The 15949-nt window shown below is 54.6% G+C and carries 13 protein-coding genes; 3 read left to right on the top strand and 10 right to left on the bottom strand.

Annotated elements, in window-relative coordinates:
* Positions 1–53: 53 nt before the first annotated feature.
* The 9 genes from lon to nrdR form a co-directional block, all read right to left on the bottom strand.
* Entirely contained in the window at positions 54–2519 is a 2466-nt protein-coding gene (gene lon, locus ACT3R4_RS05910; protein WP_193057416.1) for an endopeptidase La, read from the bottom strand.
* Between the two features lie 93 nt (positions 2520–2612).
* The gene (locus tag ACT3R4_RS05905; RefSeq protein WP_193055047.1) at positions 2613–3869 is read right to left on the bottom strand and encodes a DUF945 family protein; all 1257 of its coding nucleotides are present in this window, start codon (positions 3867–3869) and stop codon (positions 2613–2615) included.
* A 66-nt stretch (positions 3870–3935) separates the two neighbouring features.
* The gene (locus ACT3R4_RS05900) at positions 3936–4409 is read right to left on the bottom strand and encodes a phosphatidylglycerophosphatase A family protein (protein ID WP_193057415.1); all 474 of its coding nucleotides are present in this window, start codon (positions 4407–4409) and stop codon (positions 3936–3938) included.
* The gene (gene thiL / locus ACT3R4_RS05895) at positions 4406–5383 is read right to left on the bottom strand and encodes a thiamine-phosphate kinase (RefSeq protein WP_193057414.1); all 978 of its coding nucleotides are present in this window, start codon (positions 5381–5383) and stop codon (positions 4406–4408) included. The genes ACT3R4_RS05900 and thiL overlap by 4 nt, the downstream gene beginning before the upstream one ends.
* A gap of 36 nt (positions 5384–5419) precedes the next feature.
* Positions 5420–5923: a transcription antitermination factor NusB gene (gene nusB / locus ACT3R4_RS05890; RefSeq protein ID WP_087105682.1), complete on the bottom strand. Its 504-nt coding sequence runs from the start codon at positions 5921–5923 to the stop codon at positions 5420–5422.
* Positions 5920–6408, bottom strand: a complete 489-nt coding sequence (gene ribH / locus ACT3R4_RS05885) for a 6,7-dimethyl-8-ribityllumazine synthase (protein WP_087105680.1) — start codon at positions 6406–6408, stop codon at positions 5920–5922. Before ribH ends, nusB begins: the two co-directional genes overlap by 4 nt.
* Before the next feature lie 4 nt (positions 6409–6412).
* Positions 6413–7579 carry a bifunctional 3,4-dihydroxy-2-butanone-4-phosphate synthase/GTP cyclohydrolase II gene (gene ribBA, locus ACT3R4_RS05880; protein WP_441678379.1) on the bottom strand — a complete coding sequence of 389 codons (1167 nt, stop codon included), beginning with the start codon at positions 7577–7579 and terminating at the stop codon, positions 6413–6415.
* A 226-nt stretch (positions 7580–7805) separates the two neighbouring features.
* Positions 7806–8966: a bifunctional diaminohydroxyphosphoribosylaminopyrimidine deaminase/5-amino-6-(5-phosphoribosylamino)uracil reductase RibD gene (ribD, locus tag ACT3R4_RS05875; protein WP_441678377.1), complete on the bottom strand. Its 1161-nt coding sequence runs from the start codon at positions 8964–8966 to the stop codon at positions 7806–7808.
* Complete coding sequence (gene nrdR / locus ACT3R4_RS05870; protein ID WP_087105677.1) at positions 8966–9454, bottom strand: transcriptional regulator NrdR; 489 nt, start codon at positions 9452–9454, stop codon at positions 8966–8968. Before nrdR ends, ribD begins: the two co-directional genes overlap by 1 nt.
* Before the next feature lie 344 nt (positions 9455–9798).
* Between nrdR and dsbG the strand changes: the two genes are divergently transcribed.
* The 3 genes from dsbG to ACT3R4_RS05855 all read left to right on the top strand — a co-directional run bounded on the left by dsbG (position 9799) and on the right by ACT3R4_RS05855 (position 14253).
* A complete protein-coding gene (dsbG, locus tag ACT3R4_RS05865) occupies positions 9799–10680 on the top strand; it encodes a thiol:disulfide interchange protein DsbG (RefSeq protein ID WP_441678375.1) in 882 nt (293 codons plus the stop codon).
* 177 nt (positions 10681–10857) lie between these two features.
* Positions 10858–12468: a methyl-accepting chemotaxis protein gene (locus tag ACT3R4_RS05860; protein ID WP_441678373.1), complete on the top strand. Its 1611-nt coding sequence runs from the start codon at positions 10858–10860 to the stop codon at positions 12466–12468.
* A 207-nt stretch (positions 12469–12675) separates the two neighbouring features.
* The gene (locus ACT3R4_RS05855) at positions 12676–14253 is read left to right on the top strand and encodes a methyl-accepting chemotaxis protein (RefSeq protein ID WP_441678371.1); all 1578 of its coding nucleotides are present in this window, start codon (positions 12676–12678) and stop codon (positions 14251–14253) included.
* 611 nt (positions 14254–14864) lie between these two features.
* On the opposite strand, the gene ACT3R4_RS05850 is transcribed toward ACT3R4_RS05855, so the two are convergent.
* Positions 14865–15896 (bottom strand): OmpA family protein, encoded by a 1032-nt coding sequence (locus tag ACT3R4_RS05850; RefSeq protein ID WP_441678369.1) that lies wholly within the window; start codon positions 15894–15896, stop codon positions 14865–14867.
* Between the last annotated feature and the right edge of the window lie 53 nt (positions 15897–15949).

Genomic DNA, 15949 nt, shown 5'->3' with positions numbered 1-15949 from the left:
GAAAATATGTTTTAAATCATCTACCCTCGCTCAGCCCTTCCCTGGCGTATGTTTCAATTCTTAAAGACAACGTTAGCCACGTCTTTATAGCGGTTAGCGAAGTGTACCGTCATACCTTTCTTAAGATAATCAGGGAGCTCTTCGTAATCGCGGCGGTTGGCCTCGGGCAGTATCACCTCAAAAATGTCGCTACGCCGGGCAGCAATCACTTTCTCACGAATGCCGCCAACAGGAAGCACCTGACCGGTCAGGGTGAGCTCTCCCGTCATTGCCAGTGGCCGCGTAATGGGCTGATGCTTGGCGAGCGAGAGTAGCGCGGTGGTCATGGTGACACCCGCCGAAGGGCCATCCTTGGGTGTTGCGCCCTCGGGCACATGCAGGTGAACAAACGCTGAATCAAAGAAGTCAGTATCTGCGCCATACTCCTGCAGGTGGCCCAGGGTGTAGCTGTAGGCAATGTTGGCAGACTCTTTCATGACATCGCCAAGCTTACCGGTTAGCTTGAATCCCCGGTCCAGCGCGTGAACTTTACCCGCTTCAATGGGCAAGGTAGCCCCGCCCATTGATGTCCAGGCAAGCCCTGTCACCACGCCTTCGCCTTTGAGGGCTTTTTCCTTACGGAAAAGAGGCGCTCCCAAAAACTCCTCCAGGTTATTGACCGAAATCTTGACGGTTTCGATCTCCTCTTCCAGGAGCTTAACCGCCGCTTTACGTACAATACGGTGAAGCTGCTTTTCGAGTTGCCGAACGCCAGCCTCACGGGCGTAGCCTTCAATAACCTGCTTTAACGCCGCCTCGGTTAAGTTGATGCGCTTTTTAGGCATGTTATTGCGCTTAAGAAGCTTCGGCCACAGGTGGTGCTTGGCAATCGCCTGCTTCTCTTCCGCGATATAACCTGAAAGGCGAATTTGCTCCATGCGGTCCAAAAGCGGGCCGGGGATCGAGTCCAGCGTGTTGGCCGTGCAGATAAACAGCACCTTGGAAAGGTCCATCCGGACATCCAGATAGTGGTCCAGGAAGTCGACATTCTGCTCAGGGTCTAACACCTCAAGCAGCGCTGAGGCGGGGTCCCCCTGGAACGACTGCCCCAGCTTGTCGATTTCATCCAGCATGATCACCGGGTTCTCGACTTCGACTTCTTTAAATGCCTGCACCAGCTTACCGGGCATGGCGCCCACATAGGTACGGCGATGGCCCTTAATCTCGGCTTCATCGCGCATTCCGCCGACAGAAAAACGATAAAACTCGCGGCCCAGCGCCTCTGCGATAGAGCGGCCAATAGACGTCTTACCAACCCCTGGCGGGCCTACCAGCAGTACGATGGAACCGCCTACATCGCCTTTAAATGTGCCTTCCGCGAGGAACTCGACAATACGTTCTTTCACGTCCTGCAAACCATCGTGATCGCGGTTTAACACTTCACGCGCATGGCTTAGGTCAAGCTTATCCTGGCTGGTGACCCCCCAGGGCAATGACGTTAGCCAATCCAGGTAGTTGCGGGTCGTACCGTACTCGGGTGACCCGGTTTCCAGCACGCTTAGCTTATTCAGCTCATCATCGATACGGCTCTGGACACGCTCGGGAACGACCAGCGACTCCAAACGGCCTTTAAAGGTATCAACGTCGTTTTCGCGGTCATCCTTGGAAATACCCAGCTCACGCTGAATGACCTTTAACTGCTCGCGCAGGAAGAATTCACGCTGCCGATCCTGCATTTGCGCATTAACCTGCTCACTGATCTCGCTTTGCAGTTGCGCGACTTCAATTTCCTTACGCAGCAGTGGCAGCACCTTGTGCATCCGCTCTTCTACCGGCAACGTATTCAGCACATCCTGAAGCTCAGGGCCTTTGGCTGACGTAATCGCGGCGGCAAAATCGGTAAGGGGGCCTGGCTGATGAGGGCTAAAGCGGTTCAGATAGTGCTTTAACTCTTCGCCATACAGCGGATTAATCGGCAGCAACTCTTTGATGCCGTTAATAATCGCCATGGCATACGCACGCGTCTCCTCGTTTTCCGCATCAACAGGCTCTTTGGGATAGGTAACTTCAACGAGATACGGCGGCTCTTTAGACAACCAGCGTTTGATTTGAAAACGCTGCACGCCTTGGGCAATAAACTGAATCTGCTGGTCCTCGCCCTTTAGTTTATGCACTTTAACGGCGGTGCCAATCTCGGGAAAATCGTCGTGACCCAACGACTCCACACCGCCCTCGCCCACAAAGGCAACGCCCAATGTTTTATGAGGCGTATTGCCTACGCGACGCATGGTCTCTTCCCAGCGTTCACGATTAATGACCAGTGGCTGAACCTGGGCGGGGAAAAAAGGGCGGTTATGAATGGGCAGTAAATAAATGCGTTCAGGCAGCATATCACTGGCAGGAACCAACGAGTTTGTCCGCTCGCCATCGGAGCGATGATGCTCTTCTTCACCTATATGGTCAGTCTCAGCAGATGACGGGACATCTTCTCCCAGCCAGCCGAGATTGTCGTCATCGCGGTCGTACTCCTGGTCGCTCATATACCCTCCGGTAAACAGTGACTAGCGGATATACCGCTTAGCATTGCTTATGGAATGCGGGCAACAGGCTTAAACTTCAACCCTTGGCGCCGTCTATTGCGACCAGAGGTCCGGCATGGGACGACCGTTAACACGCCACTTCCCGCGTATCACGTCAAACTGCAGCTCACGGGTTCCTAACGGCAAGCCCAGCCATAAGGCAACTACCGTCGGTGCATCATGCCAAATAAAATCGCCGTCAAGGCGTTCAAGCCAACGGGCACGCTCTTCCTGCTTATCAAGCAAAGTGACATTGAGCTGATCCAGCTTTCGAGCATCGAAGAAGAGCGCGCCATCAGCGTCAACGCGAAGCCCCAGCAGCGGGCTATCCACATCTACGGTGATAACATCCAATCGCGGAGAGTCACTCAATATTTGCAGTAGGTCAGGTTCAAGTCGGGATAACAACCCCTCGGCCATCGGCAAGCTGGCATCTCCCCAAGCAGCCTCCTGGCGCAGCCGACGGATAGCCTGACGTATCGCATCAGCGTTAAGGCGTGATAGCTCCATGGCAATATGCCCATTAAGCAGCGCCGTATCGGGTGCCTCCGTAGGCACCATAACGTCGCCCATAATGAGTTCGCCAGTGAGACGCAATTCACTTTCATCCAGCACCATGTAGCTGTGTATATCCAGCGGTGCCAGTTTTACGTCATAGGCTGGGTAGTGAAGTGACAAGGCATCAACATGCAGATGGTCGCGCTGAGCGAAGTGGTGGGCATCTTCAATATAGGTGTAACGGCTTTCAAGCAGCAGCGGTCCCAGGGTTAACTGTGCCGCGCCATCGGTTAGCGCCAACTGGTCCATACGAACGCGTAATCGCCAATCGCCAAACACGCCCTCCAACCGCAGCCGCCCTCCACGGACCTCAAGCTCCCGCCCGCTTTGCTGAATAATAAACGGCGCCAGCGCCAGCTGTAGCTCACTATGCCCACTAAGCGTGTGGTAACGGCCTTTCCAACGTGGTGCAGAGGTGGCAGTCACCTCCCCTACCGCCTGCTGTAACGCCGAATCCAGCCGGGGCAGAAACGTACCTTCAACGTCCGTGCTTAAAATACCGTGACGTGCACGGTAAGTAAGCTCCAACTGCCAGGGGCGTCCCAGCAAGGGGGAAAGCAGCAGGCGACCCTGAGAACTTAACCACCCCTGGCTGCGCTCGACGCGAGACACGCGCCACTCGCCCCGTGCCTCCAGGTCTTCCAGCGCTTGGCGGAGGCTGCGCTCAAACAGCACGCTGGATAGCAGTTGCCCCACCATCCAAACAATGGCTAATGCGGCCAAAATAGGGACAATTAAGCGTTCCTTGCGCATGCCATCTCCTTGAGCAACCGCACGAATAGGAAGTGAGTGTTGCCCAGTGTCACCTGCGGTTGCGTTTTAGTGCAACCAATACCATAAGTGCATGGTGCTCCAGGCATAGATCCCGGCCATGACATCATCAATCATGATGCCAAAGCCACCAGCCACTCGTCGGTCAGCCCAGCGGATAGGCCAAGGCTTAAACACATCAAAAATACGAAAAACAATAAACCCCCACAGCGCCGCCTCCCAGGAGAAGGGAACGGCAGCCATGGTGATCCAGTAGCCGACAAACTCATCCCACACAATGCCGGAATGATCATGCACCCCTAAATCGTGTGATGTTTTATCACAGAGCCAAACGCCAATCACAAAGGCCACGAACACGATGCCCAAATACCAGCCCAAGGGCAGGTCCGCCATAATCCAGTAGAAAGGAATAGCGGCCAGCGTGCCAAAGGTGCCTGGCGCCCAGGGCACCGTTCCACTGCCTAAACCAAACGCAAAAAAATGCGTTGGGCGACGCCACACACTTGGTGGTGCACGGTTCATGGCGCCCCCTCATTAAAATGCTGCCAGCCAGTCCCCAGGTTCGGTGCAATCCCTTTTACACCCAACGTGTCGCTGCATTGGCCAATCACGGTTAAGGGCAGCCCCAGCTTGCCAAGCGCGCGCTGCGCGCTGGCAACGTTCTCAGCCGGCAGAGTAACCAATAGTTCATAATCGTCCCCCCCCGAGAGCGCAGCGTTGCAGGCAGCGTCACGGCCAAGACTACTTTCCAGCGCCTCCGCCAGCGGCAGCGATGTCATATCGAGCGTCGCCCCAACACCTGACGCCTTGCGTAGATGACCAAGGTCCGCCAGCAGCCCGTCAGAAATATCAATAGCGGCGGAGGCTAGCCCTCGAAGCGCTACACCTGCGGCCAAGCGCGGTTCAGGCAGGAGATAACGACGCAGCAAGGGGTGCTGAAGATCACGCTCGCCACGCTGCCAAAGAGCTAACCCACCCGCCCCGCCGCCCAGGGCGCCAGTCACGGCGATCATATCGCCAGGCGCTGCCCCGGCGCGGGTCAAGGCATGCCCCGTCGGCGCCTCGCCCATCACGGTAACGCCAATCGTAAGCGCACCTGAGGTAACATCGCCACCGGCCAAGGTGGTGGCTTGGCGCTGACAAAGCGTATGAAACCCCTTGGCGAACGCTTCAAGCCAGGCATGAATCGCGTGATCATTGGCAAACGTACGCTGATCAAGCGTGAGCGCCATAAAGCACCAGCGAGGGTCTGCCCCCATGGCCGCCAAATCGCTTAATGCGACGGCGAGCGAGCGATGCCCCACCGTAAAGGCGGGCGCATCCTGCGGGAAGTGAACATCAACGACAGAGGTATCAACGCTCACCGCTAGTTGATGACCCGCTTTAGGCACTAACAGGGCAGCGTCGTCGCCACCACCCAGTGCGACACCATCTGCCGGGAGTGGCGCTTGCGACGGCATCAGATAACGGCGAATCAAATCAAATTCAGCAAGCACAAAGGCCCCTTAACCACAGTACCAGACGGCGCGCCGTTACAGGCGGCGGGCGCTGACCTCGGCACTTCGCAAGCGGTTAGCCAGCTTGTCGAGAATACCATTTACGTATTTATGGCCGTCGGTTGCGCCAAAGGATTTGGCCAGTTCAACGCCTTCGTTAATCACCACGCGATACGGCACTTCCATACGGCGAGAAAGCTCATAGGCGCCCAAGCGTAGAATAGCCAGTTCGACGGCGTCCAGGTCTTCCAGACGGCGATCCAGCAACGGTGATATTTCGCGATCCAGCTCGGTCTTATAGCGTGCCGTATTGTGCAAAAGCTCATGAAAGAGTGCCTTGTCAGCAATCTCCATTACCTTAACCCAATTTTCATGATCTTCCAGATCGTCATCGGCGACCTGGCTGCGGAACTCGGCTTCAACGGCGGTGATTGATTTACCCGTCATCTGCCACTGGTAAAGACCCTGGACGGTAAGCTCACGGGCAGCATGGCGGCTCTGCTGGGCAGCAGAGGCCTTACGCTCACGGCGCTCGCTCATTGTGACTCTCCTAGCGGTAACGCACGCAGCAATGAGACCATCTCCATCGCGGCCATTGCAGCTTCCGTTCCTTTATTACCCGCTTTGGTACCCGCACGCTCAATTGCCTGCTCGATGGACTCAACGGTTAAAACGCCATTGGCAACCGGTGTATCAAACTCCAGCTGCAAATGGTTGATAGCCGTATTACAGCCGCCCGCCACGTACTCAAAGTGCGGCGTACCGCCACGAATAACCGCGCCCAGCGCAATCACTGCATCAGGTTTCATGACCTTCAGAACACGCTTCACAGCGAGCGGCAATTCCCAGGCGCCCGGCACGTGAACAAGGTGAATGTTTTCGGCGTCTACGCCATGACGCGTCAAACTATCAATCGCGCCTTCTACAAGGCTATCAACCACATGGTGATTGAACCGGCCAACCACAATAACGTAGCGACCATCGACGTCGACAAACGTGCCTTCTACTTGAGAGAGGGATTGCATCAATTTATTCCTGCTGAGAAATTGGCTCACACGTGATGTCATCAGGCCCCACAAGCTCGACCACTTCAAGGTCGAAGCCCGAGAGCGCTGAAAATTTCCACGGTGAGCTTAGTAGCCGCATCTTACCTACCCCTAGATGGCGTAGAATTTGCGAGCCAGTACCAATCGTTAAATAGTTGCCTGTGCCATCAGATTCACTGGTGCGCGGGGTGCGCACACGATCTAAAAACACATCCAACTGGTCTTTCAAATCCTGATGTGGGCGGCCGTCATCAATAAGCACCAGCACACCGGCGGAAGAACCCGCGACCTCTTCCAGGGCACGATGGGCATTCCAGCGCCCCTGATCATCTTTCGCCAAACCAAGCACGTCACGCAACGTATCGGCTAAATGAACGCGTACGGTCGTGGTCTGCTCAGGCGTCGGCTGCCCTTTCACCAGCGCCAAATGATGCGCGCCTTGAATACGATCACGAAAAACATGCAACGCCAGCTCGCCCTGGGACGTCATTACCGTTGATGTTTCAACATGGTCAACGGTTTGCTCATGAATAATACGGTAATGAATCAAGTCGGCAATGGTACCGACTTTGATACCATGCTGTAGGGCAAACGCCTCAAGCTCTGGGCGGCGCGCCATACTGCCATCATCGTTCATCACTTCACAAATGACACCGCTGGGGTCACAGCCCGCCAGCGCTGCCAAATCACAGGCCGCCTCGGTATGGCCTGCACGACGCAACACACCGCCGGGCTCAGCCATTAACGGAAAAATGTGCCCCGGCTGAACAAGGTCGGTCGGTTTGGCATAAGGCGCACAGGCCGCTTGAACCGTCCGCGCCCGGTCTGCCGCAGAAATACCCGTGGTCACGCCCTGGGTTGCTTCAATAGAGAGCGTGAACTTGGTACCAAACCCTGAGCCATTGTCGCGCACCATCAACGGCAGGTTAAGCTGCTCGCACCGTTCGCGCGTCATCGGCATACAAATCAGGCCACGGGCAAACCGCGCCATAAAGTTGATATGCTCGGCCTGCACTTTTTCGGCCGCCATGATGATATCGCCTTCATTTTCGCGACCCTCATCATCCATAAGGATGACCATCTTGCCTTGGCGGATATCGTCTACCAGTTCAGCAATAGAGGCTAAGCCCCCCGAGGAAGAATTCACCATGGAAGCTCCTAAATATGAGTTCGCAGCGTATGCGATGCCGCGCAACACTGGGGCTGCGCACTACGTAACCATCGTACCGCCAACATTGATAACAATAAGCGGGCAACCATCAAAAACCGATAGCAGCACTGAATTACAACACAACTAATTGCAATACGGATAATTGCGACACGGTTAATTGCGACACGATCAATTGCGACAGAGTACCTTGCTATCGCCGCCTGCGCTAGTCGGGCTCTGGTGAGGCAATAATACGCCAATCTCGCCCTATCGCTCGTATATCATGAATGCTTAAACGCCGCTGATCCGCCATTTGTGAAAGCCCAGGTAGCGCAAAGAGCGGTTTTGCCTCACCCCCCAATAACGTGGGTGCCACAAAAAGCTGCAACTCATCCACCAACCTGGCATCCAGCAGCGCACCGGCGAGCGTAGCACCTGTCTCCACCAGCAGCTCGTTGACCTGTTCGTTTTCAGCCAGCCAGCCAAGCAATTCGCCCAGCGGAAGACGCCCATCGCTCCCCGCCTCAAACACATGCACCTCTGCGCCAGCCGCCGCTAACTTGGCGCGTTTTTCTGGCGAGTGTGCGGGCGTGGTCATTATTAAGGTACGGCCAGGCTCACGTAAACAGGCCGCCGCTAAAGGCAGGCGCAAACGCGTATCCACAATAACGCGCAGTGGCTGACGTAACGCCACGATGTCAGCATTAGCTACTTGCAGTTGATCAGCCCGCAGCGTCAACCGTGAATCATCCATAATGATCGAGTCAACGCCACTCAAAATAGCGCTCGAACGCGCGCGCAGGCGCTGAACATGGCTGCGCGCTTCAGGGCCCGTTATCCACTGCGACTCACCCGACCCCATCGCTGTACGCCCATCCAAACTCATGGCCATTTTTAGACGCACAAAGGGTCGTTTACGCTGCATGCGAGCGATAAAACCAGGATTTAACGCCCATGCATCTTGCTCTAACAAGCCGATTTGCACATCGATACCGGCCGCCTTTAGTAGCTCAATTCCTTGCCCACTGACCTGCGGATTAGGGTCGACCATGGCGACCACGACACGTGCCACCTGGGCATTTTTAAGCGCCAACGCACATGGCCCTGTCCGCCCTGTATGAAAACAGGGCTCTAACGTGACGTAAGCCGTTGCCCCTTTGGCCTTGTCACCCGCGGCATTGAGCGCATGAACTTCCGCATGCGGCTCGCCCGCCCGCACATGAAACCCCTCCCCCACAATATGCCCGGGCTGGCCAGGCGGCTGCTGTACAATGACGCAGCCTACGCGCGGATTAGGGTCAGTGGTATAAAGCCCTTGCCTGGCTAATTGCAAGGCACGCGCCATATAGCGGTGGTCAGCGTCACTAAACGCGGCAACGGTGCTCATTACGTATCTTCCTTGTCACGCTCCGATGGCAAAGAGGGCGCCTGGGAGAGACGATCAATTTCAGCGCGAAACTCGTCTATGTCCTGGAACTTACGATAGACCGAGGCAAACCGGATATACGCCACCTGATCCAGGTTGCTTAATGCCTGCATCACAGATTCACCAATATCACGCGCATTGATTTCACGATCGCCTCGGGCGCGCAGGGTTTGGCGAATACGCTCAACCGCCGCTTCAATGGCTTCAGCGCTGACCGGTCGCTTCTCTAAGGCGCGCAACATTCCGTCACGTAGCTTTACTTCATTAAAGCTTTCGCGCGAGCCATCCGATTTTACTACCCTTGGCATCAAAAGCTCTGCCGTTTCATAGGTAGTAAAGCGCTCCTGGCAACTGGCACACTGTCGGCGCCGACGCACCTGATCACCATCCGCTACCAAGCGCGAATCGCTCACTCGAGTATCATTAGCACCACAAAAAGGGCAATGCATAGCGGTCAACCTGTTGTCAGTCCGTGCTGTAAGCCGCACGAGTAAGCATGTTATAACCTGTTATCACTCACTGTTTTTCAGACTTTTTTCAAGACTGTTCTCAAACGCGTTTTCATTCATCAATCGCCCAAACATTATGCCAGCAGCGTTTAAGCGCGGACCATGATGCAATAACAGCAGTGTCTAGCCCGCCATTGTAACGATTTGACACACACGCTGCATTGGTTCAATACCTACGTTTGCCTTTTCTTCTATCAACACGTTCACGGGGGTTAAGGTATGCCACCAGAGCAAGCTCTGATAAGTTAGTCACCTTATTCTGGTTCTTACGCAAGGAAGTTGTAATGCCGCTTACGTTTGGCACATCAAACTACTCTATTAAATACTCTATTAAAAAACGCCCTGCCTTTACATTGTTTGCGTTTAAACTTCCTGCCTTCCAAGGCTCTGCGCTCACGCTGCCTGCCGCGCTCAGTGGCTTGATACTGTTAGCAGGCTTCAATATCAGCCACGCTAACGCGCTGCCTGCACCGGTGCAGGCATTGGCTGACCAGGGCTGGGAAATTCACGGCCAGTTTGACGCGCCAGGTGGGCTAAGCGGGTTTGGTGCGAGCGCCCAAGGCCAGGAAATAGCCATTTATTTAACACCCGATGGCGAGCACGCGATTGTCGGCACGCTAACGGATCACCAGGGCGAGAACCTGACGGAAGCCCAGTTGGACCAGCATGTCCGCGCAGTGTTGGAAGCCGAAACATGGCAACTACTCGAAGATAGTCACTGGATACAGGATGGCAGCACCGAAGCCCCCAGGGTCATATATACCTTCACGGATGCCAACTGCCCCTACTGTCAGGCATTTTGGAAGAAAACCCGCCCGTGGGTGGAGGCTGGCGAGGTACAGTTACGCCATATCATGGTGGGGATTTTAGCGCCTGATAGCCCTGCCAAAGCCGCCACGCTGCTGGCCGCTGATGACCCAAGCGCCGCCCTCAAGCGTCATGAAGAGGGGGAAGCAATAACAGCCAGCGCACAGCCCCGTGATATTGAAGAGCAGGTATACACGAATAACCAGCTGTTTGACGCATTAGGACTTTACGCAACGCCCACCAGCGCTTTTCAGCGTGAAGTAGCCAGTGGCGTTGTGCGCATTGACCGCATTCAAGGAATGCCGGAGGAAGCACAGCTGCTCGAGCTGATGGGTAGCCCGGCGCCAGAAACACAATAACGCATTAATTTTTCTTAATAAAAATAGCTAAGGTACTGTTTTAAAAATGCCTGCACCGCAGGCATTTCGTTTTTGCCTCCCTCTTGAAAAATTAAACGGCCTTTCTCTTAAACACATCGCCAATTCGGCCGATATACAAGCTTCAATCATTATTTGAAAGGCTATGACAAGAACACCATGACACGATTAACCACGAATCAAAAACTCTGGAGCATCCTGGGAATTATTTGCCTCGCCATGCTAACGCTGGTTGGCTGGCTAACCTGGGAGACTCGTCAAACCATTGAGCAGGAACGTCGTAACACTATTCAAAGCGTCGTAGAAAGCCTTCACTCACAGCTAGATGCCCTTCAAGGCAAGGTAGCCAGCGGCGAGCTCACACTCGCCGAAGCGCAGCAACGCGGAATTGACAGCCTGGCAAACGCCAGCTTCGCTGAAGGGGAGTATCTGTTTGCCTTTGACGACCAACTAAAGATCGTATCACATCCAAATCGACCGCTTGGCGAGGACATGAGTGGTTACCAAGACACACAAGGCATGCATTTGTACGCCGCGTTTCTTGATGCTGCACGCTCAGGGGGTGGACACGTTGATTACTTTTCGCGCCGAATCTCCGGTGACGAACAGTTCCCTAAAATCAGTTATTTTGCCTATATTCCCGAATGGAACTGGGCCTTTGGCGCAGGTGTGTATGTAGATGATATTAGAACTGCTTTTGTTAGCAGTATCATTCGCTCCCTGATTGCGCTGCTAATTATTGGCATTCCTGTTGCGGTGCTGATGGGCTGGGTCATTCGTGATGTTTCTCGCCGCTTGGGCGGCGACCCGCGCTACGCGGCAACGGTGGTGCGTTATATTGCGGATGGAGACCTTACCCGTAGTACCCAGCTTTCCAGCCGTGACCAAGCGAGCCTGCTTTATGATATTAATCGTATGCGGGAATCATTGGCCGAAACGATTGGCAATATCGATCACGGTGCCGACCAGGTCAACAGTGGTGTTGAGCAAATTGTGGGCGTTAACGAAGAGCTTTCAACGCGTACCGAACAGCAGGCAGCCTCCCTTGCCGAAACAGCCTCCAGCATGGAAGAGCTCACGGCCACTGTGAAACAGAATGCTGACCATGCCGAGCATGCCCGCAAACTGGCTACAAACACGGCGAATAATGCGCAGCGCGGCAGTGATGCAATGGCCACGGTAGTCAGTACCATGGCCACGATTAACGAAAGCTCGGCAGAAATGAGCAGTATCGTGAACACCATTGATGCTATCGCGTTTCAAACCAATATTTTGGCACTGAATGCCTCGGTGGAAGCGGCACGTGCAGGTGAACAGGGCCGTGGATTTGCGGTGGTCGCCAATGAGGTACGTCAGCTTGCCAGCCGTTCGGCATCGGCCGCTCAGGAAATCAAAAAGCTGATTGAAAACTCCGGCGCTCAAGTCACCGAAGGCAGCCAGCAAGTCCGCAATACCGGTGACATTATCAATAGTGTGGTCACCGATATCCAACAGCTCAGTACGCTGGTACAGGAAATATCCGCAGCCACCAGTGAACAGAGCAGCGGCATTGAACAGGTCAACCTGGCCGTGACCCAGATGGACCAGATGACCCAACAAAATGCCGGGCTGGTGCAAGAGAGCAATCACGCGACCCAGATGCTTGCGCAGCTTAGCGCCCAACTGCGCGAGCGTGTGTCTCACTTCCGAGTGGATCGCCAGTCGACCTTAACCCCTCTCCCATCACGCTCATCAGCATCACGCTCCACACACGACGATAGCGATTTTTAAACCAGGCTAGCAGCAGAAAAGCGCCCTCTTGGCTTTGGCCACGGGGGCGTTTTTGATTGTATGCCGCCACCTTTTCAGCGCGCTTATAGCGAATTTTCAACGCCCTTCTAACGAGTTTTATGTAGTTCGCCTTAAGTAACAGAGCGTTAGGCCGATATAGGTATAGGATGTATTCGTTACTTACTTAGCTGTGATAGGAAAATATTAATGCAAATAACAACAACACAAAAACTCTGGAGAACGCTGGGCATTATTTGGATCACCATGCTGCTGCTGGTGGGCTGGCTTGCCTGGGAGAACCGCCAAACGATCGAAAGCGAACGCCGTGACAGCATTCAGTACATCGTCGAAAGCGTGCATAACCAGATTGAAGTGTTACAAGAAAGGGTCGCCACTGGCGAACTGAGTCTTGAAGAAGCGCAACAACGCGCTATCGATAATATGTCCAGTGTGAGCTTTGGCGCTGATGAATATATTTTCTCTTTCAATGACGATTTAATTGTCATCTCCCACCCTAGCCGAACACCTGGCGATGATATGAGCCGCTATGAAGATGCCGGCGGCATGTTGCTGTACCCTGAATTGCTTCGCACAGCGCAAGCGGGAGGCGGCCACGTTGGCTACCATGCTCGCCGTGCCAATGGCGACGAGCAGCTACCTAAAATCAGCTATGTGGCCTACCTGCCTGAATGGCAGTGGTCACTGGCAACCGGCGTTTATGTGGATGATATTAACGAAGCATTCATTGCCAACTTGCTGCATTCCGTCATCATGCTGTTAATCATCGGCTTACCGGTCACTCTGCTGATGGGCTGGGTGATTCGTGATGTTTCTCGCCGCCTGGGCGGCGACCCGCGTTATGCGGCAACGGTGGTGCGTTATATTGCGGATGGCGACCTTACCCGTAGTACCCAGCTTTCCAGCCGTGACCAAGCAAGCCTGCTTTATGATATTAATCGTATGCGGCAGACGTTAGCCGGAACGATTGGCGATATTCATCACGGTGCCGACCAGGTCAACAGTGGCGTTGAGCAAATTGTGGGCGTTAACGAAGAGCTTTCAACCCGCACCGAACAGCAGGCTGCCTCCCTTGCCGAAACAGCCTCCAGCATGGAAGAGCTCACCGCCACTGTAAAACAGAATGCTGACCATGCCGAGCATGCCCGCCAATTGGCCACGAACACGGCGAATAATGCCCAGCGCGGCAGCGACGCGATGACCACGGTGGTCAGTACCATGGCCACGATTAATGAAAGCTCGGCGGAAATGAGCAGTATCGTGAACACCATTGATGCCATCGCGTTTCAGACCAACATTTTGGCACTGAATGCCTCGGTGGAAGCAGCACGCGCAGGTGAACAGGGTCGTGGCTTTGCAGTGGTCGCCAATGAGGTACGTCAGCTTGCCAGCCGTTCAGCATCGGCCGCTCAGGAAATCAAAAAGCTGATTGAAAACTCCGGCGCTAAAGTCGCCGAAGGCAGCCAGCAAGTCCGCAATACCGGTGACATTATCAATAGCGTGGTCACCGATATCCAACAGCTCAGTACGCTGGTACAGGAGATATCCGCCGCCACCAGTGAGCAGAGCAGCGGCATTGAGCAGGTCAACCTGGCCGTGACCCAGATGGACCAGATGACCCAACAAAACGCCGGGCTGGTGCAACAGAGCACCCATACCACCCAAACGTTAGCGCAGCTTAGTACTCAGCTGCGCCAGAAAGTTGCCCACTTTCGTGTAGATCAAAACGGCGAAGAAGCGCAAGCAGCCCTCCCGCAATACCACTAACAATCACACAAGCCCCATTCGCTGGCTAAAGCCTGCTCCCACAGTGTTTATCAAGCTTCCGGGGGTGGGCGAGCATTGCGGGGGGGGCCAGTTCATTAAGCCTCGGAGCTTGGCATATATTGTGGGAGCTCAGTTCCACTGGGCGAAGGAGGCCGGAGGCCTCCCGGGGTTGAAACAACCCCATCGCTGGCTGAAGCCTGCTCCCACAATGCTTATCAGGCCTTTTGGGCTGGGCAAATATTAAGAAAACCAATTTATTAATTCTGGAGGCCAGGTAAACATTGTGGGAGCCCAGTTCCACTGGTGGTCCGACACATCGGCGAAGGAGGCCGGAGGCCTCCCGGGGTTGAACCACCCCCATCGCTGGCTGAAGCCTGCTCCCACAATGCTTATCAGGCCTTTTGGGCTGGGCAAATATTAAGAAAACCAATTCATGCAAGATTATAAAAACGTGAGCCTTGTCAAAACGTTTAAGCCGACTTTAAACGCTTGGAAAAACCTACACTACAACTATACTTAAATTGTACTCGCTAGCAATTCCCCCCCCTCCCCTGAGGCTAGCGAGCTACTTCGAGCCAAGCTCTTTTGCCCGCCCACCCCGGCGGGCTTTTTTACTCAATATGAATGACGACTTCGACGCGTCGATTGCGTGACCGACCTTCTGGCGTACTGTTATCTTCAAGTGGCTGAGTAGCGGCGAGCCCAACCGCTCTTAGGCGCTCAGGCGCGACGCCTTCCGCTTCTAGTGCTTCGACAATGGCAATGGCCCGTGCACTGGAGAGTGCCCAGTTTGAAGAAAACTCCTCGGTGCTAATACTCTGGCTGTCTGAGTGGCCCTCTACCCATACCTCCCCTTCGTATCGCTGAATGGTTTCCAGCAGGCTGCCGACCAGTGAGCTTCCTCCACTGGTGAGCTGTGCCTCAGCGGAAGGGAACAGCAGTTGATCCTGAACGCGTAAACTAATCCCCTCCGCCACCCGGGAAACCTCAACACCTTCCAGGTCGGGCAAATAGGGGGAGACATCAACACGCTCGACCAGGGAGGCCTGAAGTACCTGGGCACTATTGATCGCATCCATGGATACTTCCTGAACGTTAACCGGAGGGTGGTCTGTCAGTAGCACCATATAGTCAGCCAAGGGCGTCGCTAATGCCTCATCATCCGTGCGCATTAACAGCGTAGGCAGCTCTACAGGAGGCATCCACGCTAACGGTTCAGCAACCTCTTCAGGCGGTAAAACCTCCACCGGGGCAAGTGCCAGCAGTGGCGGCGGCGCTTCGGGTGTAGCCTCAGGTTCAGCAATACGATTGGGCAACCCGGCAACGCCAAGTGCCGCGCTCAGCGCGTAAGGGTCCAGCCCTCGCCGCCACGCTTCAATAGTGCGCTGTTGCCGTGCATCTTCTATTGGCTCTGGAAGCGGTATGTTAAGTGTAAGATCTGACGTTTGAGCCGCCTCTTCTGAGGATGCTTGAAACAGTTCAGGTGCCTTGGCACCCGCTGCCGCCACAATAATGACAAATAGCGCCACCAGCAGCGTCATAATATCGATGTAGCTAATCATCCATCCGCTACCACTTTCATCGGCAGGATAGGCGGACATTAGCGTATCATGGCGCGAGCCGCCGCGATGGTCTTCAAGCATGCGTGTTATCGCTCATTCAAGTTTTCAATCCCGTGGCCGATGGTTACCAAGCA

Source organism: Halomonas sp. AOP7-E1-9 (assembly GCF_052376035.1).
GTDB lineage: Bacteria > Pseudomonadota > Gammaproteobacteria > Pseudomonadales > Halomonadaceae > Vreelandella > Vreelandella citrativorans.
The sequence above is the reverse complement of the archived record's forward strand: the minus strand, read 5'-3'. Positions and strand labels throughout refer to the sequence as shown.